The organism is Streptosporangium sp. NPDC050284 (assembly GCF_044459525.1).
Taxonomy (GTDB): domain Bacteria; phylum Actinomycetota; class Actinomycetes; order Streptosporangiales; family Streptosporangiaceae; genus Streptosporangium.
Window position 1 is genome coordinate 75,492 of the sequence record NZ_JBITIZ010000015.1, and the last position, 26,505, is coordinate 101,996.

General features: G+C 70.0%; 19 protein-coding genes. 13 read left to right on the forward strand and 6 right to left on the reverse strand.

The window, feature by feature from the left end; all coding sequences use genetic code 11:
* Positions 1-83 precede the first annotated feature (83 nt).
* Both ACIBH4_RS30215 and ACIBH4_RS30220 read left to right on the forward strand, forming a co-directional pair.
* Positions 84-4,256 carry a HAMP domain-containing protein gene (locus ACIBH4_RS30215; RefSeq protein ID WP_362518327.1) on the forward strand — a complete coding sequence of 1,391 codons (4,173 nt, stop codon included), beginning with the start codon at positions 84-86 and terminating at the stop codon, positions 4,254-4,256.
* A 3-nt stretch (positions 4,257-4,259) separates the two neighbouring features.
* The gene (locus ACIBH4_RS30220) at positions 4,260-4,892 is read left to right on the forward strand and encodes a response regulator (RefSeq protein WP_362769793.1); all 633 of its coding nucleotides are present in this window, start codon (positions 4,260-4,262) and stop codon (positions 4,890-4,892) included.
* Between the two features lie 224 nt (positions 4,893-5,116).
* Here ACIBH4_RS30220 and ACIBH4_RS30225 read toward each other — a convergent pair whose 3' ends face one another.
* Both ACIBH4_RS30225 and ACIBH4_RS30230 read right to left on the reverse strand, forming a co-directional pair.
* Complete coding sequence (locus tag ACIBH4_RS30225) at positions 5,117-6,349, reverse strand: NYN domain-containing protein (RefSeq protein WP_362518333.1); 1,233 nt, start codon at positions 6,347-6,349, stop codon at positions 5,117-5,119.
* Positions 6,350-6,781: 432 nt separating this feature from the next.
* On the reverse strand, positions 6,782-9,580 hold the full coding sequence (locus ACIBH4_RS30230) for a zf-HC2 domain-containing protein (protein WP_362769795.1): 2,799 nt from the start codon (positions 9,578-9,580) through the stop codon (positions 6,782-6,784).
* 170 nt (positions 9,581-9,750) lie between these two features.
* Between ACIBH4_RS30230 and pyrE the strand changes: the two genes are divergently transcribed.
* Positions 9,751-10,287, forward strand: coding sequence for an orotate phosphoribosyltransferase (gene pyrE / locus ACIBH4_RS30235; RefSeq protein WP_362518339.1), 537 nt, complete (start codon positions 9,751-9,753; stop codon positions 10,285-10,287).
* Positions 10,288-10,453: 166 nt separating this feature from the next.
* Here the strand turns inward: pyrE and ACIBH4_RS30240 are convergent, their stop codons facing one another.
* Positions 10,454-10,873: a hypothetical protein gene (locus ACIBH4_RS30240; RefSeq protein ID WP_362769797.1), complete on the reverse strand. Its 420-nt coding sequence runs from the start codon at positions 10,871-10,873 to the stop codon at positions 10,454-10,456.
* Between the two features lie 389 nt (positions 10,874-11,262).
* Between ACIBH4_RS30240 and fbaA the strand changes: the two genes are divergently transcribed.
* From fbaA to ACIBH4_RS30260, 4 genes are all read left to right on the forward strand, one after another.
* Positions 11,263-12,285: a class II fructose-bisphosphate aldolase gene (gene fbaA, locus ACIBH4_RS30245; RefSeq protein WP_362518344.1), complete on the forward strand. Its 1,023-nt coding sequence runs from the start codon at positions 11,263-11,265 to the stop codon at positions 12,283-12,285.
* 101 nt (positions 12,286-12,386) lie between these two features.
* Positions 12,387-12,806, forward strand: a complete 420-nt coding sequence (locus ACIBH4_RS30250; protein ID WP_362518347.1) for a DUF3151 domain-containing protein — start codon at positions 12,387-12,389, stop codon at positions 12,804-12,806.
* Positions 12,807-13,013: 207 nt separating this feature from the next.
* On the forward strand, positions 13,014-14,297 hold the full coding sequence (locus tag ACIBH4_RS30255) for an adenylosuccinate synthase (protein ID WP_362518350.1): 1,284 nt from the start codon (positions 13,014-13,016) through the stop codon (positions 14,295-14,297).
* Positions 14,298-14,382: 85 nt separating this feature from the next.
* Complete coding sequence (locus ACIBH4_RS30260) at positions 14,383-15,309, forward strand: glycerophosphodiester phosphodiesterase family protein (protein ID WP_362518353.1); 927 nt, start codon at positions 14,383-14,385, stop codon at positions 15,307-15,309.
* Between the two features lie 80 nt (positions 15,310-15,389).
* Here ACIBH4_RS30260 and corA read toward each other — a convergent pair whose 3' ends face one another.
* Entirely contained in the window at positions 15,390-16,556 is a 1,167-nt protein-coding gene (gene corA, locus ACIBH4_RS30265) for a magnesium/cobalt transporter CorA (protein WP_362518356.1), read from the reverse strand.
* Positions 16,557-17,115: 559 nt separating this feature from the next.
* On the opposite strand from corA, the gene purD reads away from it, so the two are divergent.
* The 5 genes from purD to ACIBH4_RS30290 all read left to right on the forward strand — a co-directional run bounded on the left by purD (position 17,116) and on the right by ACIBH4_RS30290 (position 23,956).
* Entirely contained in the window at positions 17,116-18,348 is a 1,233-nt protein-coding gene (purD, locus tag ACIBH4_RS30270) for a phosphoribosylamine--glycine ligase (RefSeq protein ID WP_362518359.1), read from the forward strand.
* A gap of 190 nt (positions 18,349-18,538) precedes the next feature.
* Entirely contained in the window at positions 18,539-19,573 is a 1,035-nt protein-coding gene (locus tag ACIBH4_RS30275) for a hypothetical protein (protein ID WP_362518362.1), read from the forward strand.
* Between the two features lie 165 nt (positions 19,574-19,738).
* Entirely contained in the window at positions 19,739-21,007 is a 1,269-nt protein-coding gene (gene murA, locus ACIBH4_RS30280; protein ID WP_362518366.1) for a UDP-N-acetylglucosamine 1-carboxyvinyltransferase, read from the forward strand.
* Between the two features lie 225 nt (positions 21,008-21,232).
* Entirely contained in the window at positions 21,233-22,522 is a 1,290-nt protein-coding gene (locus ACIBH4_RS30285; protein WP_362769799.1) for a GTP cyclohydrolase IIa, read from the forward strand.
* Between the two features lie 465 nt (positions 22,523-22,987).
* Complete coding sequence (locus ACIBH4_RS30290; RefSeq protein WP_362518372.1) at positions 22,988-23,956, forward strand: EamA family transporter; 969 nt, start codon at positions 22,988-22,990, stop codon at positions 23,954-23,956.
* A 30-nt stretch (positions 23,957-23,986) separates the two neighbouring features.
* Here ACIBH4_RS30290 and hisC read toward each other — a convergent pair whose 3' ends face one another.
* Entirely contained in the window at positions 23,987-25,048 is a 1,062-nt protein-coding gene (hisC, locus tag ACIBH4_RS30295; RefSeq protein WP_362518376.1) for a histidinol-phosphate transaminase, read from the reverse strand.
* 80 nt (positions 25,049-25,128) lie between these two features.
* Between hisC and ACIBH4_RS30300 the strand changes: the two genes are divergently transcribed.
* Positions 25,129-25,764 carry a Uma2 family endonuclease gene (locus tag ACIBH4_RS30300; RefSeq protein ID WP_362518379.1) on the forward strand — a complete coding sequence of 212 codons (636 nt, stop codon included), beginning with the start codon at positions 25,129-25,131 and terminating at the stop codon, positions 25,762-25,764.
* A gap of 57 nt (positions 25,765-25,821) precedes the next feature.
* On the opposite strand, the gene ACIBH4_RS30305 is transcribed toward ACIBH4_RS30300, so the two are convergent.
* Complete coding sequence (locus ACIBH4_RS30305; protein ID WP_362518382.1) at positions 25,822-26,490, reverse strand: NrtR DNA-binding winged helix domain-containing protein; 669 nt, start codon at positions 26,488-26,490, stop codon at positions 25,822-25,824.
* Positions 26,491-26,505 lie beyond the last annotated feature (15 nt).

The window sequence follows — 26,505 nt, forward strand, 5'->3', positions numbered from 1 at the left end:
GAATCGAAGGTGGGACTACACATTGCGCACCGTGACAGACTGGGGTGACTCACGGCCGCGCCCCCGGGAGTCAGGGAGGTCATATGACCACGGTCAATACCGTGTCCGACGTCGAGGAGCGACGTTACAGCGAATCGGATCTACGACCGATCCTTCAGACGCTCATCACCTGGCGCGACGGTGACTTCCGCCGCCGGGTGCCACACGCACCTCCCGGGATCCTCAGCGAGATCCGCCTGCTGCTCAACGAGGTCGCCGACCGCCGCGAGCACCTCGCGAACGAGCTGCACCGGGTCCGCCGCGAGGTGGTCAAGGAGGGCCGCTTCGGCGAGCGCCTCACCCCCGGCCCCGGCGTGGGCTCGTGGGCCGAGAGCGTCGACTCGGTCAACACGCTGATCGACGCGCTCGTGGGCCCGGTCAGCGGGGCCGCCGACGTGATCGACGCGGTGGCGAAGGGCGACCTCTCCCGCCGGATCGATCTCGACCGCGGCGCCCGGGGCGAGGTGCGCCGCCTCGGCAAGGCGATCAACGGCATGGTCGACCAGTTGTCGCTGTTCACGTCCGAGGTGACGCGGGTGGCGAGGGAGGTCGGGACCGAGGGACGCCTGGGCGGCCGGGCGAACGTGCGCGGCATGTCGGGAAGCTGGCGCGACCTCACCGAGGCCGTCAACACCATGTCCAGCCGCGTCTCCGCGCAGGTCCGCGACATCGCCGCGGTGACCACCGGGGTCGCTCGGGGCGACCTGAGCCGCAAGGTCACCGTCGACGCGGTCGGCGAGATGTTCGAGCTGAAGAACACCGTCAACACCATGGTCGACCAGCTCCTCGCGTTCGCCGAGGAGGTCACCCGGGTCGCCCGCGAGGTCGGCACCGAGGGTCAGCTGGGCGGTCAGGCGCAGGTGCGCGGCGTCTCCGGCGTCTGGAAGGACCTCACCGACAACGTCAACGTGATGGCGGGCAACCTCACCACCCAGGTCCGCGCCATCGCGGCGGTGTCCACCGCCGTCGCCCAGGGCGACCTGTCCAAGAAGATCACCGCCGACGCCCAGGGTGAGATCCTACAGCTCAAGGACACCCTGAACACCATGGTGGACCAGCTGTCGATGTTCGCCGACGAGGTCACCCGCGTCGCCCGCGAGGTCGGCACCGAAGGACAACTCGGCGGCCAGGCCCGGGTACGCGGCGTCTCCGGCGTCTGGAAGGACCTCACCGACAACGTCAACTCCATGGCGAACAACCTGACCTACCAGGTCCGCAACATCGCCGAGGTCACCACCGCCGTCGCCAACGGAGATCTGACCCGCAAGATCGACGTGAACGCCCAGGGCGAGATCCTCGCGCTGAAGACCACGATCAACACCATGGTCGACCAGCTGTCGTCGTTCGCCTCCGAGGTGAGCCGCGTCGCCCGCGAGGTCGGCTCGGAGGGTCAGCTGGGCGGTCAGGCGCAGGTGCCCGGTGTCTCCGGCACCTGGAAGGACCTCACCGACAACGTCAACGTGATGGCGAACAACCTCACCACCCAGGTCCGTCAGATCGCCGCGGTGTCCACCGCCGTCGCCCAGGGCAACCTGTCCAAGAAGATCACCGCCGACGCCCAGGGTGAGATCCTCCAGCTCAAGGACACCCTGAACACCATGGTGGACCAGCTGTCGATGTTCGCCGACGAGGTCACCCGCGTCGCCCGCGAGGTCGGCACCGAAGGACAACTCGGCGGCCAGGCCCGGGTACGCGGCGTCTCCGGCGTCTGGAAGGACCTCACCGACAACGTCAACTCCATGGCGAACAACCTGACCTACCAGGTCCGCAACATCGCCGAGGTCACCACCGCCGTCGCGTCGGGCAACCTGAACCGCAAGATCGACGTGAACGCCCAGGGCGAGATCCTCGCGCTGAAGACCACGATCAACACCATGGTCGACCAGCTGTCGTCGTTCGCCTCCGAGGTGAGCCGCGTCGCCCGCGAGGTCGGCTCGGAGGGCAAGCTGGGCGGCCAGGCCCGTGTCGAGGGCGCCGAGGGCATCTGGAAGCGCCTCACCGAGAACGTCAACGAGCTCGCCGGCCGCCTCACCACCCAGGTGCGCGCCATCGCCGAGGTCACCACCGCCGTCGCGACCGGCGACCTGACCCGCTCCATCACCGTCGACGCCGAGGGCGAGATCGGCGAGCTGAAGGACAACATCAACATGATGGTGGCGGTGCTGCGCGACACCACCACCGCCAACCAGGAGCAGGACTGGCTGAAGTCCAACCTGGCGAGGATCTCCCGCCTCATGCAGGGCCACAGCGACCTGATGGAGGTCGCCAAGCTCATCATGAGCGAGCTCACCCCACTGGTGTCGGCACACTACGGCGCCTTCTACCTCGCGGAACCCACCGGCGACCGCGACCTGCTCCTCATCGCCGGGTACGGCGCCCGCCCCGGCAGCGGCCCCAGGCAGCGGTTCGCGACCGGCGAGGGCATCGTGGGCCAGGCCGCGCTGGAGGGCAGGGGGATCATCCTCGGCAACGTGCCCGCCCGCTACCTCACCGTCGACACCGGCCTCAGCACCTCCACGCCCGCACAGATCGTCGTGCTGCCCGTCCTGTTCGAGTCACAGGTGCTCGGTGTCCTGGAGCTCGCCTCGTTCAGCGAGTTCAGCGAGGTCCACCACGACTTCCTGAACCAGCTCGTCGAGACCATCGGCGTCACGATGAACACGATCATCGCGAACTCCAGGACCGAGGACCTGCTGACCGAGTCGCAGCGCCTCACCACCGAGTTGCAGGAGCGTTCCGACGAGCTCCAGCGCCAGCAGGAGGAGCTGCGCCGCTCCAACGCCGAACTGGAGGACAAGGCCGCGCTGCTCGCCAAGCAGAACCGGGCGATCGAGATCCAGAACTTCCAGATCGAGCAGGCCCGCCGCACGCTGGAGGAGCGCGCCGAGCAGCTCGCGGTCTCCTCCCGCTACAAGTCGGAGTTCCTCGCCAACATGTCCCACGAGCTGCGCACCCCGCTGAACAGCCTGCTCGTGCTCGCCAAGTTGCTCACCGAGAACGCCGACGGCAACCTCACCGCCCAGCAGGTGGAGTTCGCCAGGACCATCCACGGCGCCGGTTCCGCCCTGCTGCAGCTGATCAACGACATTCTCGACCTGTCGAAGGTCGAGGCCGGCCGGATGGACATCCACCCCCAGCAGATCTCCCTGCCCAAGCTCGTCGACTACTTCGAGGCCACCTTCGCGCCGCTCGCCCAGGACAAGGGCCTGTCGTTCAACGTCGAGATCGACCCGTCGATCCCGCAGGAGCTCCGCACCGACGAGCAGCGTCTCCAGCAGGTGCTGCGCAACCTGCTCTCCAACGCGATCAAGTTCACCCCCAAGGGAGAGGTGCGGCTGCGCGTGATCCACGCCAGGCGCGCCGTCGCCTTCGTGGACGACACCCTGCGCGGCGCCGACGGCATCCTCGCCTTCGAGGTGGTCGACACCGGCATCGGGATCGCCTCCGACAAGCTGGAGGTCATCTTCGAGGCGTTCCGCCAGGCCGACGGGACCACCAGCCGCAAGTACGGGGGGACGGGCCTTGGCCTGTCCATCTGCCGCGAGATCGCCCGCCTGCTCGGCGGCGAGATCCACGTGGTCAGCGAGGTCGGCGAGGGCAGCACCTTCACCCTCTACCTGCCCCCGTCGTACGGCGGCCCGCTGTCCGCGCGCGACGGCGGGGCGAGCACTCCCTCCTCCCCCCGCAACCCCACGCTCATCGGCGTGCTCGAAGAGCCCGGCGACCTGCCGGAGCTGACGCTCAACGACGACATGCCCCTGCCGCAGTTCCCGCAGGGCGAGGGCAAGCCGTGGAAGGGCGACGATCCGCTCACCGGGGCGAAGATCCTGATCGTGGACGACGACATCCGCAACGTGTTCGCGCTGACCAGCGTGCTCGAACGCTACGGCTCCACGGTGATCTACGCGGAGAACGGTCGCGAGGGCATCGAGCAGCTCGAACGCAACGAGGACGTCGCCCTCGTCCTGATGGACATCATGATGCCGGAGATGGACGGCTGGGCCACCACCTCCGCGATCCGCCGGATGCCCCAGTTCGCGGATCTGCCGATCATCGCGCTGACCGCTAAGGTCATGCGAGGCGACCGGGAGAAAAGCATCGCCTCCGGCGCCTCCGACTATGTGCCCAAGCCCGTGGACGTCGACCGCCTGCTGGAAAGGCTGCGCGGCTGGCTCACCCGGGGCAAGCCGGCCGCCGACTCCGACGAAGGCGTGTGATCGATGCCGGACAAAGCCAAGATCCTCCTGGTGGACGACCGGGAGGAGAACCTCATCGCGCTTGAGGCCATTCTCAGCTCGCTCGATCTGATCCCTGTCCGGGCGAAGTCCGGGGAGGAGGCGCTGAAGGCGCTGCTCGGCACGGAGTTCGCCCTGATCCTGCTCGACGTCCGTATGCCGGGCATGGACGGATTCGAGACGGCGGCCCACATCAAACGCCGCGAACGAACCCGCAACATCCCGATCATCTTCCTGACCGTGGTCGACAGCGCGCCCGACTACGCCTTCCGCAGTTACGCGGCGGGCGCCGTCGACTACCTCACCAAGCCCTTCGACCCCTGGGTGCTCCGGGCCAAGGTCGCGGTGTTCGTGGAGCTCTACAACATGAACCGCAGGCTCGCCGAGCAGGCCACCATGCTCCGCGAACGCCTCGCCACGGAGTTGCCGCCCGGTGAGGCGTCCGACCAGGCGGCCGTGCTGCCCGAGCTGTCCAGGCGCCTGGCCGCCGTCGAGGAGGAGCTCGGCCGGGTCGTGGAGCTGGCCCGTAAAAGCGGCGACCCCGGTCTCGCGGGGCCGTTGACCGACCTGTCCAACCGTCTCGACCACCTGCGCGCGGGCTTCGACGCCCTTACCTGACGGGCGCCTTCGCAGGTCACTCCGGGCGCCCCGCAGTCAGACGGGCGTCTTCACGGTCACCTGACGGGTGCCCCGCAGTCACCCGGCGGGCCTCTCCGTCGCTCACCCGAGGGACGTCTCCGCGCCTCCCTGAGGGATCTCCGCGTCACTTGGGGGATCTCCGCGGCGCGATCCCTTCGCGCCGCGGTTCCTTCCGAGCCGACCGTGCGCCTCTCGTGCGCCTCTCAGCGGCGGGCGCGCTCCAGGGCGTCCCAGAAGCCGCGGCGCAGGGCGTGGCGGACCTCGTCGTGCAGGAGGAAGTCGATCGGCAGTGAGGAGCCCTGGAGCAGGCGTGCCTCCAGGTCAGAGGGCATCCGGGGCTTGCGGGCGAGGACCGCCTCCAGCCACAGGGCGGGCGCGTCCTTGGCCACGGACTCGCCGAAGTCGTGGCCTTCCTTGTGTGCGGCCTGCACCGCGTCGGAGAGGGTCGTCGCGGCACCGGTTCCCGTGCTCTGCGTCGGCACCGGAGCCGGTTGGGGGCCGCTGTAGGTGCCCATCTGCTGCGGCGGGGACTGATAGCTCGGCATGCCGCCGGTGTTGCCCAGCGAGTACTGCGGCGCGACGGGCAGCGGACCGGTCTGGGTGCTGACGGCCGCGTGCGAGGGCGGGGAGGCGGGCGGGGGTGGCGGTGGCGGCGGTGTGGCGGGAGCGGCCGGGACGACCGGTGACTCCTGGGTGTAGCTCTGATAGGCGGAGGGCAGCGCGGGCTGGGCGTGAGCCGCGCGGGACGGCTGGACCGCGGGGATGGGACTGGTGGCCGGGGCGGTGGTGTTCGCGCCGATGCCCCCGGTGTTTCCGCCGGCGCCCCCGGTGCCGCGCGAGGAGACGGACTGGCCGTTGGCGGCGCGCTGGTGGCCGTTGGCCACCAGGGCGGGTGTGTCGCCGCTCAGCAGGCTGACGTGGGGGCGCAGCTGACCGGCGCCGATCTCGATCAGGTCGTCGCACTCCTGGCGCAGCGTACGGGAGACGGCCCAGTTGCCGTCGGCGCTGATGTGCACCACGGTGACCCGGATGCCGAGGTCCTGGGCGTCGCAGATGACCTGCGCCAGGTCCTCGTCACCGCTGACCACGACCGCGTCGCAGACCGCGCCGTTGCGGGCCAACGTCATCAGGTCGCGGTGGACCTGGGCGTCGACACCCTCGCGACGACCGGGGCGGATGCGCGACAGGCGAAGCTTGAGGCCGGGGATCTCGGCCAGCGTGTCGTGCTCCGGGGTGCGGCGGCCCTCCACGGTCGCCTCGTACCAGTAGCAGCGCAACAACGGCAGCCCGGTGCGCTCTCTCGACAACTTGTTGAGCAGCTGGAGCAGCCCCGGGTAGTCCCAGGAGACGGACTCGCGGTGGCGGGTACCGTGCGCCGCCATCGCGCCGTCGGCCAGCAGGTAGCCGGCGTCCACGAACAGCGCGCAACGATCCACACGACACCGCCCTTCCTACGTAGCCCGATCCTTCGGTTCAGACAAGCCTGAAAGAACCCCTCAGAGACCGGACAGACGGCCCTTCCTCAGGGTAATCAAGCAGCTGACCATCCGAGGGTGAATCCCGACGATTCCACCCGCGCTCGACCATACGCTGGATCGTTCACGCAGACCGTACCAGTTTGTCCCGTTCGTGAACCCGCTCGGCGAGGTGCTATCACTTCCGGTTCTCCCCCATTGCGCCCCGGCCTCCCCGCCCTCCACACCAGCCCCTCACCGCACAACGAACCCACAGGCGCGGCGTGCCCCTTTTGTCAGGGATACGACTCTCCTTCCGTCAGCGATGCACCTCGTCAGGGATACGACCGGCCCCTCCTTTCACCGCACCGCCGACGACTCACCTTCCACCGCGTCGCCGACCACCGAGGGCCGTCACGGGGCGGTCCGCACGCTCACCGCCGCCACGCCGAACAGCAGAACGTCCTCGCGCGTACTGATCTCCAGTACCGGGTCACGGCCGAGGGGCGCCCGGAAGCGGTCCACGTCCGTGCCGAAGGTCGTGCCGGTGCCCCGCGCCCCGACGGCGGACCCGTCGAAGGGATTGCGCGGGTCCCGCTCCCCACCCGCGGGCCGCAGGGTCCGGCCGCCGAGCCTCACCCGATCGCCCGCGACGCCCGCGTCACCCTCCCAGGTCACCAGGGACATCCTCGCGGGCACGCCGGAGGGCGTCAGCCCTTCGAGCGGTATCCGCGCCGAGCGATTCTCCCCGTCCAGCACCTCGGTGGTGTCGACGACGACGGCCTGACTGTACGGCCGGCGCGGGTCGGCGACGATGACCACCAGGCTCCACCCGGCGTGACGCGCCACACCTGACCGCACCGAGGCGTCGGCCACCCAGTACGTCCCGCGAACCCTGCCCAGCAAACGCGTCACCTCGGCGAACGCCTGGTAACCGCGCCCCGCGGGCAGCTCCCTCTCGACCACCTGCGTGGCCCTGACCTGCCGGTACCGGCCCTCACCCGGCACCTTGAGCTTGATCCGCCCACCTGGTGGCGCACTCGCCGACCAGTAGAGTCCCGCCCACACCACCTTGCTCGCCGCCGGCAGGGCGAGCCGGGCGGCGCTCGAACTGCTCGTCGACGGATCCTCGTCATGATCGATGAGACGCATCTCCCAGTTGTTGTTGTCGCGTCTGCCGCCCCGCCGGGAGCGGGCGGCCTCGCACGCGGGCTCCGAGGGCGCGCAGCCCACCAGGGTGTTGCCGATCGCGGAGACGGCGACCCGGCCGTCGGTGGCGAACCTGGCCGGGGCCCCCGTCGCCCGTACCCTGCTGCGTGACCTCGCCTCCACCCGCGTCCCCGCGGTGGTGACCGTGACCGAGGGCGACGTCCCGTAGGCCGCCTCATCCGACACCAGAACCCTGAGGAAGACCGCTGTGGCCCGGCCCGCGGGAAGTGGGCCGCGGACGCACCGGGCGCCCCGGTTTCGTGCCCGGCAGGACCAGCCGTCGACCGTACCCACCGGTGTGACGCCGCCGACGGCGTTCCCTCGGCGGGACCCGGACGGCAGCGTCACACCTCGCGGCAGCCCGACGTCGGCGACGACCTCCTCGCTCTGCCCCCGGCCGGCGTTACGCAGCCGCACCACGACGATTCCGGCCTCGGACCTGACGAGGGCGCCGAGCGCGTCGATCCTGGCCACCAGGCGGGGAGCGAGCCAGGCACCCGTCTGACCGCCCGGCCCCGCTCCGGCCGGCGCGCCCCCCTCGGACTCACCGGCCCTGTCCCCGGGGCCCGTCTCACCGGACTCGCCGTCGGGGGGCGCGCCGGCAACGGATCCGGGCGCCGCTCCGGTCTCCTCGGAGCCGCGGCCGGATTTCGCCGACCGTCCCGACGGAGACGGTACGGGGCCTTCGGAGGTCTCCGGCACCTCCGGGTCCGGGGAGTCGGGCACCGGGGCCACGACGATCGGCTCGGAGGCCGTGCTCGGCCATCGGACGGGCTCCTCCGTCGACACCAGCACGAGGGCCGCGGCCACCATGACCGAGGTGGCCATCGCACCGGCCGCGACGGCGCGCCGTACGGATCGGGGAGCCCTCCGCCAGCGGCCGGACAGCCCGCCGCCCCCCGCCGTGGCGCCCATCCTGGCGAGCGCCGTCAGGTAGGCGGGGAACGCGGGACCGGCGACGAGCGGGCCGATGACGGAGCGGACGCCGTGGCCGATGCCGGTCAGTTCCGTGAGCACCGCGCGGCAGCCGGAGCAGCCCTCCAGGTGCCTTTCGACGACCCTGCTCTGTTCCCTGTCCAGGCCGCCACGCGTGTGGGGGCCCAGCCTGGTCAGCACGGGCCGGCACTCGGGGGCGGACGTCTCGGCCAGGTGGATGCGCAGGCACGCCTGGCGCATCCCCTCCCTCGCCCGGTGGGCGAGCGCGGCCGCGCCGTTCACGGTCAGACCCAGCAAAAGCCCGACGTCCTCGACCCTGAGCCTCTCGACCTCGGCGTGCCACAGGACGAACTGCCACCGCTCGGGCAGGGAGAGGAACGCCCTCGCCACCGGCGAGCGTTCCAGGCCCCGCAGTGACGGGTCGACGAGAAACGCGCGCGGATCGAAGGGTCCTGCCTCGCCGTCCGCCCGCTCGTCGGTCTCCCCGTCCGCCTCGCCGCCAATCTCACCGGTGGGCCGCTCACCGGTCTTCCCGCCCGGCTCGTCGGTGGGCCGCTCAGCGGTCTCTCCGTTCGCTTCTTCCCCGGTTGCGGGGAGTGTCCGCTCGACGGTCTCCTCTTCCGCCCCGCCCTCGATCTCACCGGTCGCCCGCTCGACAGCTTCCTCATCGGACTCATCCGCGACCTCACCGGTCGCCCGCTCTACGGCCCCCTCGTCGGCCCCGTCCTCGCCGTCGGCCCGCTTGAGGACTTCCCGTGACGGCCGTTCCGGTACGGCCGGTGTGCCTCCGTCCGTACCGGAGCGGTCGTCGGCGGTACGGCGGAGGACGGTGAACAGATGGACGCGAAACGCCTGTTCCGGGCCGTGTCCCTGGGCGATCACGTGGTGGACCTCGGCGAACGCCTTCCCTACGAGGTCCTCGGCCTCGCTCTCACCCGGCAGGAGCAGGCGGGCGAGGGCACGCGTCGCGGGGGCGTGTCGCCGATGGAGCAGCCGGTAGGCGGCCACGTCGCCGTTCCTGGTGGCAGCCAGCAGCTCGGCGTCGCCTTGAGATGTTTCCGCACCCATTGTGACCTCACCATTACCCGGAGTTGCCTGCCGGATAATCCCGCAGTCCGCGCCGCGAGTAAACCCGGATCGCACTTTTGCCATCACGGGCCGAAATCGACGTTACGGCCGGCCTGCTCGTAGGCGGGGCCCCGATCGGGCGGGCTCCCCGGTCGCCCTAACCTTGTGCCATGAGCGATCGCGAGAGTCTGCTGGCGGAGATCAAGGGCAAGGCCGTGGTGCACGGCAAGGTCGTGCTGTCCTCGGGCATGGAGGCCGACTTCTACGTGGACATGCGCAGGGTGACTCTCGACGGGCAGGCGGCGCCGCTGGTGGGGCGGGTCATGCTGGACATCACCAAGGATCTGGACTACGAGGCGGTAGGCGGTCTCACGCTGGGCGCCGATCCGGTGGCGGCCGCCATGATGCACGCGGCGGCCGCGCGAGGCGGAAGGCTCGACACGTTCGTGGTCCGCAAGGCGCAGAAGACCCACGGCATGCAGCGCAGGGTCGAGGGGCCGGATGTGTCGGGGCGTCGGGTGCTGGTGGTGGAGGACACCTCCACCACCGGTGGATCCCCGCTGACGGCGGTGGAGGCGTTGCGCGAGGCGGGCGCCGAAGTCGTGGCGGTCGCCACGATCGTGGACCGGGGAGCCTCCTCGGCGATCGCCGAGGCCGGACTGCCGTACCTGACCGCCTACACCCTGGCCGACCTCGGCCTGGCTTAGCGGGAAACGGGTTGACCTCCTCCCCGGCCTGAAGGGCCGGGGATTCTCCCGTCGCGTCGCGGTCAAGCGGCGCGGGGGGTAGCCCTCCGGTCCGCGCGCCCTCGCGATCGATCCGGGGCGCCGGGTCGGGTACGACTCGCCGCCTGTGACGATGCGGGAGGCGGGGCTAGCGGGAGACCGTGAACTCCTGGCGCTCCCCCGCCTTCCCCGGGGAGCGGACGGCACCGTTCACCTGGACGCGGACGGTGGCGGAGTCGGCGAGGACGACATCGACCTTGGGGTCGAAGGACCGGAACTGCTCCCCGAGGGCCATCTCCCTGTCGAGGAGCACGTCACCTCCGCTGATCTTCACGAAGACCGTGGGGCACCGCTCCCGCAGGCACTCGACGAGGACCGTCGGGACGCGCTCGGGGGTGGCGGATGGGGGTGGGGAGGCGACGGCGGACGAGACGGCGTCCGAGGGGGCGGGCGACGCCGTCGGCGCGCCGGAGCCCAGGCTTCCGGCCAGCGAGAGGACTCCCAGCACGATCAGGGCGACGACCGCCAGCACCGCGAGTCCGACGAGGACCAGGCGCGCGATGCCCATGGGGTCAGACCTGTGGCGTCCCACACTGTGGAGGTTAGCGGTTCGTGAGGATATTTCACGAACCACCTGGTCGGATCCGTCAGAGAGGGCGTATTTCCGCACCTCGTCCGGGTCGTGCCACGGCCGCTGAGTCCCCGCGGGGAAAGGGGCCGAGAAGCGCCGCGCCGGGGATTGCCTGGTGGGGAGGGGGCGAGGGGTGCCGCGGGTCCCGGTCCTCCGGCAGGAAGGGGGCCGGGGATACCGTTGGGGAGACGGTCGGAGACACCTCGGTACGCACCGAAGTGGTACCCGAGCTATCCGACCGGGAAGAAACTCCGGAATACTGGCCTGCGGGCTATGTCTTCATAGCCGCGCCAGCTGTTCATAGCCGTCTCCAGGGAGATGACACGATGCCTATCGCTACTCCAGAGGTCTACGCCGAGATGCTCGACCGGGCTAAAGCAGGCGGTTTCGCCTACCCGGCCATCAACGTGACCTCATCACAGACCCTCAACGCGGCGCTCAGGGGGTTCGCCGAGGCGGAGAGCGACGGCATCATCCAGGTGTCGACCGGCGGCGCCGACTTCCTCTCCGGCACCACGGTCAAGAACATGGTGACCGGCTCGGTGGCGCTGGCGGAGTACGCCCGCGTCGTCGCGGCCAACTACCCCGTCACGATCGCCCTGCACACCGACCACTGCCCCAAGGACAAGCTGGACGGTTTCGTGCGCCCGCTGCTCGACATCTCCCTTGAGCGGGTGGCGAGAGGCGAGGACCCCCTCTTCCAGTCGCACATGTGGGACGGCTCCGCCGTGCCGCTGGAGGAGAACCTGGACATCGCGCGGGAGCTCATCGAGAAGACGGCCCGCGCGAAGATCGTCCTTGAGGTGGAGATCGGTGTCGTCGGCGGCGAGGAGGACGGCGTCGTCGGCGAGATGAACGAGAAGCTCTACACCACCACCGAGGACGCCCTCGCGACCGCCGAGGCCCTGGGCCTGGGCGACCGTGGCCGCTACATGCTCGCCGCGACCTTCGGCAACGTGCACGGGGTCTACAAGCCGGGCCACGTCAAGCTCCGCCCGAGCGTGCTCAAGGAGATCCAGGACGCGGTCGGCGCCAAGTACGGCGCGGAGAAGCCGTTCGACCTGGTCTTCCACGGTGGCTCCGGCTCGCTGCTCGAGGAGATCCACGAGGCCATCTCCTACGGCGTGGTGAAGATGAACATCGACACCGACACGCAGTACGCCTTCACGCGTCCGATCGTCGACCACATGTTCAAGAACTACGACGGCGTTCTCAAGGTCGACGGCGACGTCGGCAACAAGAAGGCGTACGACCCCCGCTCGTACGGCAAGGCCGCCGAGGCCTCGATGGCGGCGCGCATCGTCGAGGCCGCCCAGCACCTGAAGTCCGCGGGTACCAAGCTCTCCTAAGCCCAGAAAAGGGTCACAGCAGAGACAACGAGGTCGGCTTCCGGAAAGACTCCGGGGGCCGATCTTGGCCTGAGGTGGGTCCACCGGGTAGGACTGTCGTCATGGAATCGCACGAGAACCTCCTCGCCGGCCCGCCGCCCACCCTGCTACCGGACCTGACGGAGGCCAGGGAAGCACTGGAGACCAGCGCCCAAGCATCCGATGTCGCCGCGCGTTTCCCCGCGTACCCGGCCGTCTGGGCCGTACTCGCGGACGAGTCCTTCGCGGCGGGGCACGCCGTGACGTCGTACGCCTTCGCCCGCACCGGTTACCACCGCGGCCTGGACCAGCTCCGCAGGGCGGGCTGGAAGGGGCACGGCCCGATCCCGTGGGGGCACCTTCCCAACCAGGGGTTCCTGCGTTGCCTGCACGCGCTCGCCCGCGCCGCCCAGAGCATCGGGGAGAAGGAGGAGGCCGAGCGGTGCTTCCAGTTCCTGAAGGATTCGAGCGCCGAGGCGTCCGAGGAGCTGACCAGCCGCTGATCTGCGGGTATTCAGCCGCCGGTTCCGCCCCTGATCTGTCCCGCTGAGCCGCGGGTCAGCTTCCGATTCGTCCCTGGGATCTCCCGCCGAACCCTCTTTCCCAAGGTGGGAGATCCCCATTTCGGGCGCGGTCGGGTATTCTCTCCACGCAAGAGCCCCTGTCGCGATTGCGTCAGGGGTTTTCGTTTTTGTGGTGGGAGACTCACGATGCCGGCTGTCGTTCTCGTTGGTGCCCAGTGGGGCGATGAGGGCAAGGGTAAGGCGACCGACCTGCTTGGAGACCAGGTCGACTACGTCGTCAGATACCAGGGAGGCAACAACGCGGGCCACACGGTCGTCATCGGCGACCAGAAGTACGCGCTGCACCTGCTTCCCACGGGAGTGCTCTCCCCGAACGTCGTCCCCGTGATCGGCAACGGCGTCGTCATCGACCCGGGGGTGCTGCTGAGCGAGATCGACGGGCTCCAGGCCCGGGGGGTCTCCGCGGAGCGGCTGCTGATCTCCGCGAACGCGCACCTGATCATGCCCCACCACAAGGCCCTGGACAAGGTCACCGAACGCTACCTCGGCAAGGCCAAGATCGGCACGACCGGGCGGGGCATCGGCCCCGCGTACGGCGACAAGATCTACCGGATGGGCGTGCGGGTCCAGGACCTGCTGGACCCGGGCATCCTGCAGAAGAAGATCGAGGTCGCGCTGGGCGAGAAGAACCAGATCCTCACCAAGATCTACAACCGCCGGGCGATCGACGCGGGCAAGGTCCTGGATGAGTATCTCGGCTACGCCGAGCGCCTCACACCGCACATCGCCGACACCTCGCTCATCCTCAACAGGGCGCTGGACGAGAACAAGGTCGTGCTGCTCGAGGGCGGGCAGGGCAACCTGCTCGACATCGACCACGGCACCTACCCCTTCGTCACCTCCTCCTCCCCGACGAGCGGCGGCGCCTGCTCGGGTTCCGGCATCCCGCCGACCCGGCTCACCGGCGTGATCGGCATCCTGAAGGCGTACACCACCCGCGTCGGCGCCGGCCCGTTCCCGACCGAGCTCGACAACGAGATGGGCGAGTGGCTGCGCACCACCGGCGGCGAGTACGGGGTGACCACCGGCCGCAACCGCCGCTGCGGCTGGTTCGACGCCGTCATCGCCCGCTACTCGACCCGGATCAACGGCGTCACCGACTACTTCCTCACCAAGCTGGACGTGCTCTCCGGCCTGGACACGATCCCCGTCTGCGTCGCCTACGAGATCGACGGCGTCCGCCACGACGAGATCCCGATGACCCAGACCGACTTCCACCACGCCAAGCCGGTGTACGAGGAGTTCCCCGGCTGGAAGGAGGACATCACCGGTGCGAGGAGCTTCGAGGATCTGCCCCCCAACGCGCGGGCGTACGTGAAGGCCCTTGAGGAGATGAGCGGCTCCAGGATCTCGGCCGTCGGGGTCGGCCCCGGCCGTACGGAAACGCTCCAGATCCACTCGATGATCTAGTTCGGACCGGTACGGCTCGCGAACGGCGTCGCCGAGACGCGAGCCGTACCGGACGATCGGCGCGCGAGGTGGATAAGGTCCCTGTGTGCATGCCGAGATTCACGGTCACCGCGGCGCCCGCGGGCTCCGTCCAGAGAACACCCTGCCCGGTTTCGCCCACGCCCTCGAACTGGGTGTCGACGCGCTTGAGCTCGACGTCGCGCTCACGGCCGACCGGCGGCTGGTGCTCACGCACGATCTCACCGTCTCCCCGGTGACCAGCGCCGACGTCCGTCCCGCCTTCCGCGACGACCCCGCCTTCCCGTACGTGGGCCGGTCCATCGGAGCGCTCACGCTGGCGCAGCTGCGCACGCTGGAGTGCGGGATACGGGTGCCGCGCCACCCCGAGGACCGTTTCGCCGCGACGCAGGTGCCGGTGCCGAACACCCGGATGCCGACCCTGGGTTCGGTGCTGGGCCTGATGGACGCGTACGGCGCCGACGGGGTGCGGGTGCACGTGGAGCTGAAGTCCGACCCGACCAGGCCGGAGCTGAGCGCCGACCCCGCCGAGTTCACCGAGATGGTCGTCGCCGAGCTCGACCGGCACCGCAGGCTGGACAGGGCGGCGATCCTCGGTTTCGACTGGCGCGTCCTGCGGATCGCCCGATCGCTCACCCCCGCGACCCCGAGGTACGCCCTGATCGAGCGCGCCACCATGGACAGCGTGTGGCTCGACGGCCTCCATCTGGAGGACTTCGGCGGCGACGTCCCCGCCGCCGCCGTCGAGGCGGGGGGCACCACGCTCTCCCCCGAGCACGTGATGGTCGACCAGGAGTTCGCCCGGCGCGCCGAGAAGGCCGACCTGCCGATGGCCGTGTGGACCGTGAACGAGCCCGGACGGGCCGGGGAGCTGCTCGACCTCGGGGTGGCCGCGATCGTCACCGACTATCCCGACCGGATGATCGCCCTGTGGACCGAGCGGGGCATGCCCGTTCCCCGGCCGATCACCCCCGCGCGCCCTCTGAGCGCCTGAGAGCCGGTGGGAGAGATCGGGTCATATCCGGGCGTCGCGCCGGAAACCATGGTGGAGCGGGGCCGACTGGAGCGCCCCGGTCACATCCAGCCGTTGCGGCGGAAGCCCCGGTAGAGCAGCGTGCAGGCGATGACCATCACGCCGATCACCACCGGGTAGCCGAAGACGGAGTCGAGCTCCGGCATGTGCTCGAAGTTCATGCCGTAGATGCCGGCGATCATCGTGGGGACGGCCATGATCGCGACCCACGAGGAGATCTTCCGCATGTCCTCGTTGGCGAGCGCGTTGGAGCGGGCGAGCGCCGCCTGCAGTATGGAGTTGCAGAGTTCGTTGGACGACTCGACCTGCTCGCAGACGCGGGCCAGGTGGTCGACGACGTCGCGGAAATACTCGCGCATCTCCGCGGGGATCATCCGTCGCTGGGCCAGCGTGGACATCGGCGACTGGAGCGGCATGACGGACCGCTTCATCTCGATCATCTCGCGCTTGAGGTTGTAGATCCGGCCGATGTCGCGGGCGCTGACGTCGGCGAAGACCATGGCCTCGACGTCCTCCAGCTCGGCCTGCATGCGGTCGGCCACGCTGAGGTACTTGTCGACCACGTGGTCGGCGATCGCGTGCAGCACGCCGGTGGGTCCGCGGTTGAGGAGCTTGGGCTTGTCCTCAAGGCGCGCGCGCACCTCCGAGAGGGGGCAGTGGCTGCCGTGGCGCACGGTCACCACGAAGTCGGGGCCGACGAACACCATGAGCTCGCCGGTGCCGATGATCTCGCTGGTGGCGGTGAGCACCTCGTGGTCGATGTAGGCGACGGTCTTCAGGACCACGAACACCGAGTCGCCGTAGCGTTCGACCTTGGGCCGCTGGTGAGCCTTGACGGCGTCCTCGACGGCGAGCGGGTGCAGGGCGAAGACCTCCGCGAGCCACTCGACCTCGGGGGCGTCGGGCTCGTGCAGGCCGACCCAGACGAAGGCGTTCCCCTTGCTGGAACCTCCGCCGGAGCCCCCGTCGGAGACCGCGTCGGAGCCCTGGTGGTGAGCCGCGTTGTGGGCACGGACGAGCTCCAGGGCGTCGGGGATGCCCAGGGCGTCGATCTTCTTGCCGCCGATGTACGCGGCGTACTCGACGAGCGAGTCGCTCGGCGGGACGCAGACGCCGGTCATCCGCTCACGGATCGAGACGGCGGGCGTGTGCGCGGCACGGATCGTACGGGTGTGCTTGATGCGAGGAAAAAGAAGCGAGGAGCGCATGGCGAGCCTTTCCCGCCCAACCTGGCGGGATCCACACGCGATGCGATGTCACCCCCGGTGAGGAGGGTGATGCGTGTGGCGCCGGTCGGGCACCGAGATGGGGTGGTCGAGGGTGCGCACAGCAGGCGTGCGCGAGCACGTACTGCTGGGATCGCCAGAGGACATCCCGAACCACCTCCAATCAGCAATAGACACGCAAAGCCACCCAAAACTAACACGATTGAGGGGATGACTCTCAGCTTACTCCCAGGTTCAACAGTCGATCATGCGTAACCAGACAAAATTCACACGCCCTTTACGGCACCTTCCCCAGCCGGGAGTGCTCCGACTTGTCCACAGCCTGTGGAAAAGTTCTCGAATCCGCCACGGGCACGGGTCTACCGGAAGCGCCGGCGTCCCGGAGAGTGGCCTTCCAGAGCGTAAACCGCCCGGAGCGAGGGCCTCCCGAAGCGTGAACCGCCCGGAACGCGAGGCTCCCGGCACACGAGACCGCCGGGAGTGCGGCCCTGGTGGGGCACGGGCCCGAGGGCGACGCCGCAAGGACGATAGGCTCTGACGAGTGCGCGTTCTTGTGATTGGATCCGGCGGGCGTGAGCATGCCCTGTGCCGGTCGCTGGCGGCCGACCCCCAGGTCACCGAGGTTCACTGTGCTCCCGGAAACGCGGGTATCGCGCAGGTCGCGACCCTGCACCCGGTGACGCCGACCGACCCGGCCTCGGTCACCGAGCTGGCCGGGAGTCTCGAAGCCGACCTGGTCGTGATCGGCCCCGAGGCACCCCTGGTCGCCGGGGTCGCCGACGCCGTCAGGCAGGCGGGGATCCCCTGCTTCGGGCCCTCGCGGCAGGCGGCGCTGATCGAGGGTTCCAAGGCCTTCGCCAAGGACGTCATGGTCGCGGCGGGCGTTCCCACCGGCCGGTCGCACACCTGCGTCACGCCCGAGGAGGTCGCCGCCGCGCTCGACGAGTTCGGCACGCCGTACGTGGTCAAGGACGACGGCCTGGCCGCGGGCAAGGGCGTGGTGGTCACCGACGACCGCGACGAGGCGCTCCGGCACGCCGCCGCCTGCGGGCGGGTCGTGATCGAGGAGTTCCTCGACGGCCCCGAGGTGTCGCTGTTCGCGCTCTGCGACGGCTCCACCGCCGTGCCGCTCCAGCCCGCCCAGGACCACAAGCGCGCCTACGACGGCGACCAGGGTCCCAACACCGGCGGGATGGGCGCCTACACGCCGCTGCCGTGGGCGCCCGACGACCTCTCCGAGCAGGTGATGGCCGAGACCGTCATGCCGACCGTGACCGAGCTGGCCAAACGCGGCACGCCGTACACGGGGGTGCTGTACGTGGGGCTCGCCCTCACGTCCAAGGGTCCGAAGGTGATCGAGTTCAACGCGAGGTTCGGCGACCCGGAGACCCAGGTCGTGCTGGACCGGCTGGAGACGCCCCTCGCGGGCCTGCTGCTCGCCTGCGCGACCGGGACGCTCGACCGGTTCGGGCCGCTCTCCTACCGCGAAGGCGCCGCGGTGACCGTGGTGATCGCCGCGGAGAACTACCCCGCGGAGCCGGTGAAGGGCGACGTGATCGAAGGGCTGTCCGACCCGGTCGAGGACGCCTACGTGCTGCATTCCGGCACCGCCCTCGACGGCGACCGGATCGTCTCCAACGGAGGCCGGGTGCTCAGCGTGGTCGGCACGGGGCCCGACGTCCCCGCGGCGCGGGCGGCGGCCTACGAGGCCGTGGAGCGCATCCGGATGCGCGGCTCGCACCACCGCACCGACATCGCGGGCCGCGGCGTCTGAGCCTCCGGTTTCCCGGGGGGCCGCGAGACCCGGTCGGCACGTCCGGGTCCGGGTTTTGCCAAAGGCGAACAGCGCGCTGATCGGCATGCCCGAGCCCCGGTTTTCCGGGATGCGTAGCGCCTGATCGGCATGTCGCGGTAAGCCTGGGGCAGTCAGTGCCCGTCCCAGGCCGCTCCCCCCCGGAGGAACGATGTCGCTCGATCCCGCGCTGCCCCCCGAGCGGATCGGCGACACCGGCGTGTTGCGCTGGCCCGGCACCTGGCGGGTGTACGTCGCCACCCGGAGCGAGGAGATCAGGGCCGACACCGAGCGGGCCCTGACGCTGCGCGACGAGGCGGGGCAGCTCGCCTCGGTGGGCGAGGGCATCGGCACGCACCTGGCGCGGGCGGAGACGTACGCGCGCAGCACGCACGGCGTACGGCGCTGGCTGACCGGCCAGGCCATCGAGGGCGCCTGGTCCAACGTGAACAGCGCGACCGTGATGCTGTACGGCGTGCTGCCGACGGCGGAGCTGTGCGGGCGGGCCCCCGAGGTGGTGGCGATCGGCCGGGCCTATCTGCCCGGCGACGACCCCCGGCTCGTCCACCTCCAGGCCAGGCTCGCGGCGGGGGACCTGTCGGAGAACGACAGGCCGCTGATGCAGTCGGTGCTGCGGGCCGCGTACACGGCGCAGGCGATGGAGACCGGGCGGGTGCGCAGCTTCCGCAACCTGCTGCTCGGCGGGGTGGTCATGCTGTCCCTGATCGTGCTGAGCGTGGTGGTCATCGGCGCGATCTGGCCGAACGTCATCCCGATGTGCGGCGACCAGTCGGTGATCCGCACCCAGGGGCTGATGCCCGCCCAGATCTGCCCGACGGGCGGTCTGCGGCCGGGGCACGGCGACGTCCCTCTCGTGGCCCTGATCGGCATGCTGGGCGCGGCGCTGGCCACCGCGGCCTCACTCTCGACCCGCTCGGAGCTGTCCACCCGATACTCGCTCGCGGTCGTGCAGAACCTTCTCAAGGCGCCGGCGGGGGTGGCCACCGCGGTGCTCGGTCTGCTGATCCTGAACTCGGGCTTCGTGCCGGGTTTCGCCGGACTCGGCTCGCAGCCCGCGATCCTGGTCTGGGCGATGGCGTTCGGGTACGGCCAGCAGGTCGTCACCCGCTTCGTCGACCAGCGGGCCGACAACCTCCTCTCGGCCGCCTCCCCCCTCACCACCGCGGGCGGCGCGAAAGGCAGGTAACGGCCCGGGGACGACGGGAGGCCAAGGATTGTCGGCCGTTCGAGGGGTAGTTCCCCCTCGAAGTGGCCGGTTCAGGGGCATCCAACGACTACTGTTGACCGGATAAACCTCGGCTGCCGCCCCGCGCCACACGAATCACCCACATCACTTCAAGGAGCATGACGCATGGTCCGTTACCGCGTGCGCGGTGGCAACCCACTTCGTGGAACCGCCTTCATCCAGGGTGCCAAGAACGCCGTGCTGCCCATGATCGGTGCCGCGCTGCTGGCGTCCCGAGGCCGGACGGTCCTGCGCAACGTGCCCATCATCGAGGACGTCCGCCGCGCGGTCGAGCTGGCGGAGAGGGTCGGCGCCACGGTCGAGCTCCACGAGGCGGAGCGCACACTGGTGATCGACGCCTCGACGCTCAGCAGCCCGGTCCTGCCCGCCGAGATCGCCCGCCGCTTCCGCGGTTCCGTGCTGTTCGTGCCCGCACTGCTGCACCGGCTCGGTGAGGCGGTGATCGAGGGCGTGGGGGGCTGCAACCTGGGCAGCCGCAACCTCGACTTCCACTACCTGGGCTACAAGCGCCTGGGCGCGATCGTGGACGAGGGTGACTCGGTCATCCACGTCAAGTCGTCGGGGCTCACCGGCGCCACCCTGTACCTGGACACCCCCTCGCACACCGGCACCGAGAACCTGATCATGGCCGCCGCCCTCGGGCGCGGCACCACCGTGATCGAGAACGCGGCGCTGGAGCCCGAGGTCCTCGACGTGATCGAGATGCTCACCCGGATGGGCGCGAAGATCAGCGGCGGTGGCACGGGGTTCATCACCGTGGAGGGCGTGGAGGAGCTCCAGGCCGTCGAGCACACCGTGATGCCGGACCGCCTCGACGCGGGCGTGTTCGCCATGGCCGCCGCCGTCACCGGCGGAGAGGTCAACCTGGTCGGCGCCAACCTCGACCACCTCGGCGTGGTCCGCTACAAGCTGGAGCAGATGGGGGTGGAGTTCGCCGACCACGGCGCGGTGCTCCACGTGCGCAGGGACCGCCCGCTGCGCCCGATCAACGTGATCACCGACACCTATCCCGGCTTCGCCACGGACCTGCAGTCGCCGATCATGACGGTCGCGTGCCTCGCCGACGGCGCGAGTTACATTCATGAACGCATCTTCGATGGGCGTTTCGCTCTCGCCTCAGAACTGAACAAGATGGGCGCCGACATTGAAGTGAAAGAGAACAGTGCTGTCGTTCGCGGCGCCACTCCACTCACCGGAACAGAGGTGACCGCTCACGATCTGCGTTCGGGAATCGCGCTCGTGCTCGCGGGCCTCGCCGCCGAGGGGGAGACCGTCATCGGATCGGGATATCTCATCGACCGCGGGCACTCTTATCTGGCCGAGCGCATGCAGTCCCTGGGGGCCGACGTGCGGCAAGAGATTTCAGCTTCATAATGAGCGGGTTTGAGACGCTCAAAAACCGCTCTGACCTGTGTAAACGATGCCAGTCATGGCTTTAACCCGGAAGTGGCTTCCGGAATTGGCCGCAAATCGGGCGTGACATTACGGCCCTCGCAAGCGATCGTTCCAAAAGAGAGCCGAAAACAAACGGACGGCATGATGGGACGAACATTGGTCGAGCGGGCCGAAGAAGCGCCACGAGTGTCACGCCCGGGTGCCATGACACCGGACCTCACTATCGGTGTGGTGGGCCCCCATGACCTCGTTGAACGGGTGATGTTGATGGGGCATGCGGCCGCCCCGTTACCCTGCCGCCTGGTGGCGGCGGCATACCGCGACGAGCAGGAGGCCGCCGACAAGGTCACCCGCCTGGGAGCAGGGGTGGACGCGTGCCTGTTCGCCAGCCCGGTCCCCTACGATCTGGCACGGCGATCGGGGGTGCTGACGATGCCCGCGACGTATGTCCAGCTCGGAGGCGCCGCGCTGATCGCCGCGCTGGCGAGGGCCGCGCTGGACGAGCGGATAGACCCGCGCAGGGTCAGCGTCGACGTGCTGAGCAGGGCGGAGGTCGAGGAGGCGTACAACGATTTGAGCCTTCCCGCAGGGGATGTGCACAGCCGCGACGAACCGGGCGCCACCGGTACGATCGCGGCCTTCCATGAACGCCTCGCCCGCCAGGGCAGCACGAGCGGGGCGCTCACATGCCTGCCCGCGGTAGCCGACCGCCTTCAGACGGCCGGGGTGCCCGTGGTCAGGATCCGCCCCACCTCCGCCGCGGTGCGCACGGCGCTGCACACGGCGGCCCTGCTGGGCGCGCACCACAGGCTGGAGGAGTCGCAGCTCACCGTGGTCCTGGTGGAGGTGCCCACGCTGCGCGAGCCGGTTCGCCGTGCCGCGCCACGCTACTGGCGCGACGAGCTCCGGCTGTCCCTGCACCGGTTGCTGGTGCAGGAGGCCAACCGGATCAACGCGTCGGTCACCGCGGTCGACGACCACAGCTACATGGTCACCGCGACCCGCGGTTCGGTGGCCGCGGCCACCGAGGGCTTCCGGGTGCTGCCGTTCGCCGCGCGGGTCCGCGACGAGCTGGGCCTCGCGGTCGAGGTGGGCGTAGGCATGGGCCGCACCACCCACGACGCCGAGTCGCACGCCAGGGCCGCGCTCGCGCGCACACAGGCGGGCAAGCAGGCCCAGGGCTTCGCGGTGGACCGTGAGGGCAGGGCGCTCATCCCGGCCCCCAGGATGCCCCCTCAGGGCGCTGGAGCGCTGAAGCCGAAGGGCGTGGAGGTCCTGGCCCGGCTCGCGGCCAAACTGGAGGGTGGGGACACGGTGGTGGACGCGGAGGGCGCCGGCAAGATGCTCGGCGTCACCCCGCGTACGGCACGGCGGTTGTTGCGCACGCTGGTAGACGAGGGACTCGCGTGGCCGCTTCCGCCGAACCGGACACCCCAGCCGGGGCGTCCTCGTCAGCTGTACCGGCTGATCGTGGAGAAGCTCGGCGCCCGCTGAGCCCTACGCCTCCATCGGCACGGAGGGTTTCCGCCGCACCCGGGCGGCGGGACCTCCCGGGTCACGGCACGCCGACCCCGGCGTGGCGTGACCTGCCGGGCCCGGACCGTTCGACGTGGCGCGGCGTGACGTAGCGTTGTCGATTCGTCGCCGCGTGTTCACGAAACCTTGTTCACCGTGGCTCGTTCACCGGGACGTGTTCACTGCGGCTTGTTCATTCCGGCCTGTTTGTTTTTGCCTGTTCACAGCATCCTGTTCATTACGGCGTTCATTACGGCCCAGTGATTACGGTCCACCCCGGCACGGTGAGGACGCGGCAGGGACCCCGATGCCGCGATCCCCCTCGGCGCGGATCCGCCGGCGCGGCGTCAAGGAAAACCACTCGGGTCACGCCCCGCGGAAGCGCGTCTCAAGGTCCGAAACTCGCGAGCGGATTGTCGGTGTCAGCCACTATTGTCATGAGCTATGAGCAAAGACGGTGCTTACAGCCGTAAGACGCTTCTCGTCTGGGGAGCGCTGGCGATCGTGTACGTGGTGTGGGGTTCCACGTACCTGGCGATCATGATCACGATCGAGACGATCCCGCCGCTGCTCAGCGGAGCCGCCCGGTTCATCACGGCCGCGCTCGTACTGGGCCTCGTGGTGCTCCTGGTGAAGGGACGCGATGCCTTCCGGATGACCTGGAGGGAGGCGGGCGGGGCGACGCTGGTCGGCCTGCTGCTGCTGAACGGAGGCAACGGCATGGTCGCCGTGGCCGAGCAGCACATCTCCAGCGGCCTGGCCGCGCTGCTGGTGGCCTCGACCCCGCTCTGGCTCGTCATCTTCAGGATCATGTTCAGGGACCGGCCGCGGGTGCTGACGCTCGTGGGGGTGCTCATCGGGTTCGGCGGCGTGGCGGTGCTGTCGCTGAGCGGCGGGAGCAACGTGGCCGACGGCGTCGGAGTCGTGATCATCCTGCTGGCCTCGCTGTCGTGGGCGGTCGGCTCGTTCCTCGCCTCCCGCATCCCCATGCCCGCGAACCCCTTCGCCGCGAGCGTCGTCGAGATGGCGGCGGGCAGTGTCGGGCTCGCCCTCACCGCCGCCGCGATGGGCGAGCATCTCGACGTCTCCGTCGTCTCCGCACGGTCGTGGACCGCGCTGATCTATCTGATCATGGTCGGGTCGCTGGTCGGCTTCACGGCGTACGTGTGGCTGCTGGGCAACGCCCCGATCTCGCTGGTCTCCACCTACGCCTACGTCAACCCGGTCGTGGCCGTCGCACTGGGCGCCCTCGTGCTGAGCGAACCGGTTACCGGCTCGATGATCGCGGCCGGCGTGGTGATCGTCGTCGGCGTGGCCCTGGTGGTCTCCACGGAGCGGCGGCGGGGAAAGCCGGAGCCCGCGGAGCCGGAGCCGAAGCCGGAGCCCGCGGAGCCGGAGCCCGCGGCCGTGTAGGCCGCGGGCGCCCGGCGCGGGTCCGGCGGGTCAGGCGCCTTTGAAGGCCGCCGCGGCGGCGAGGAAGGTGTCGTTGGCCTCGGGGTCGCCGATGGAGACGCGGGCGCCCTCCCCGGCGAAGGGCCGTACCGCGACACCCTCGGTCGCGCACACCCCGGCGAATTCGAGCGTGCGCTCCCCCAGCCGCAGCCAGACGAAGTTGGCCTCGCTCACCGGCACCTCCCAGCCCTGGCCGATCAGCGCCTCGCGGACCCGGTCGCGCTCCTTGACCACGACGTCGACACGCTCCATCAACTCGTCCTCGGCGGCGAGCGAGGCGATCGCGGCCGCCTGGGCGAGGTGGTTCACCGCGAACGGCACGATCGTCTTGCGGACGGTGGACGCCACCGGCTCGTTCGCGATCAGGTAGCCCACCCGGAGCCCGGCCAGGCCGTACGCCTTGGAGAAGGTGCGCAGGACGGCGACGTTCGGCCGGTCGCCGTAGACGGTGAGCCCGTCGGTGACCCCGGTGTCCCTGACGTACTCGCGGTAGGCCTCGTCGAGCACGACGAGCACGTTCTCCGGCACCCGGTCGAGGAAGGCCTCAAGCTCCGCCGCGTGGACGACCGTGCCCGTGGGGTTGTTCGGGTTGCAGACGAAGATCATGCGGGTGTGCGGGGTGATCGCGTCGGCCATCGCCTCCAGATGGTGCGTCTCGCCCAGCAGCGGGACCCGCACCGAGGTCGCCCCCGCCAGGTCGGCCAGCAGCGGGTACGCCTCGAAGGACCGCCACGCGTAGATCACTTCGGCGCCCGGCTCGCTCACCGTCTCGAAGAGCTGCTGGGCAACCGTCACCGAGCCGGCGCCGAGCGCGATGTGCTCGGCCGGGACGCCGTACTTCTCGGCGATCGCCGCGGTCAGCTCGGTGGCCGCCGGATCGGGATAGCGGTGCATCTGGGTCGCCGCCCTGGCGACCGCCTCCACGACCGAGGGCAGCGGCTCGTAGGGGGATTCGTTCGAGGAGAGCTTGTAGGACCGGCCGTCGGCGGACACCACGGCCTTGCCCGCCCGGTAGGCGGGCATCGTGTCCAGGATCGCGCGGAAACGAGGCATGGCCTTACCTTATGAGCAGCGGGCGGATGGGGCATCCTGTAACACTGGAGGTGAGAGGCGTGCCCGACCGGGAGGACGACATGAGCATCGCATCGCTGGCCGACAGGCCGAGCGCCGAGGCGGACGAGACGGGGTCGCCCGAGCTGGAGCCGCTGCCCCGTTGGGTGTTCCCTCCCAAAGAGGGCTTCTCGGCCGAGGACCTCGACCGGCTTCGAGGGATCCCTCCCCACACGGAACTCATCGATGGCACTCTCGTCTTCGTGAGCCCCCAGACCCGTTTCCACTCACTCATCGTGGATCTCCTGATTTACACGCTGCGTCAAGCGGTTCCGTCCGGACTGCGTGTTCGCAGGGAGATGACGGTGACACTCGGCAAGCGCCAACGCCCCGAGCCCGATCTCGTGGTGACCCGAGTCGATGGCGACCTGGATCTGAAGCAGACCACCTACCAGCCGGCCGACGTCGTCCTCGCCGTCGAAGTCGTCTCCGCCGAGTCGGAGATCCGCGACCGGGAGCGCAAGCCGGTCCTGTACGCCCAGGCGGGCATCGACCACTTCTGGCGGGTCGAGGAGAAGGACGGCCGCCCGGTCGTCTACGTCTACGAGCTGGACCCGGCCACCAAGGCCTACGCGCTCATGGGGATCCACCACGACCGGCTGAAGGTCAGCGTCCCGTTCGACGTCGACGTCGACCTGACGGAGATCGACGGCCTCTGATCGTCGGCAGGGCTCCACGGCTCACCACGACGGGGCTCAGGCGACATAGGGCTCCGGTCACTCCTTGAGAGAGCGGAGCATCGGGGGATGCAGCGCCACGGCGGGGCCGCGGCGATACAGCTTGGCGGGGCGTCCGCCGTCGCGGGTGGTGGTGCCGCCGGTGGGCACCAGGAAGCCCTCGGCCTTGGTGACCTTGCGGTGGAAGTTGCGCGGGTCGAGGGTTCGGCCCCAGACGATCTCGTAGACCCGGCGCAGCTCGGCGACGGTGAACTCCGGCGGGCAGAAGGCCGCGCCCAGCGGGGTGTATTCGAGCTTGGCGCGGGCCCGCTCGATCCCGTCGATCATGATGCGCCGGTGGTCGAAGGCCATCTCGCGCAGCAGCGAGGAGACCGGCTGCCAGCTCATGTGCGCCTCGGTGGAGGTCGGCAGGTGCGGGGCGAGGCCGAGGTAGGCCACGCTCAGCACGCGCTGGCGCGGGTCGCGGTCGGGATAGCCGTAGGTCTGCAGCTGCTCCAGGTGCACGGGGGCGCCCGGCAGGCCCGCCCGTTCCGCGAGGACGCGGGCGGCGGCCGCGGGCAGGTCCTCGTCGAGCTGGATGAAACCGCCTGACAGGGCCCAGCGTCCCTCGTACGGCGGCTTGTCGCGCCGCCAGACGAGCGCGCTCAGCACCTGGCGGCGCACCGTGAGGACGACAAGGTCCACGCTGACGGGAATGCGCGGCACCATGGCAGGCACGTTACA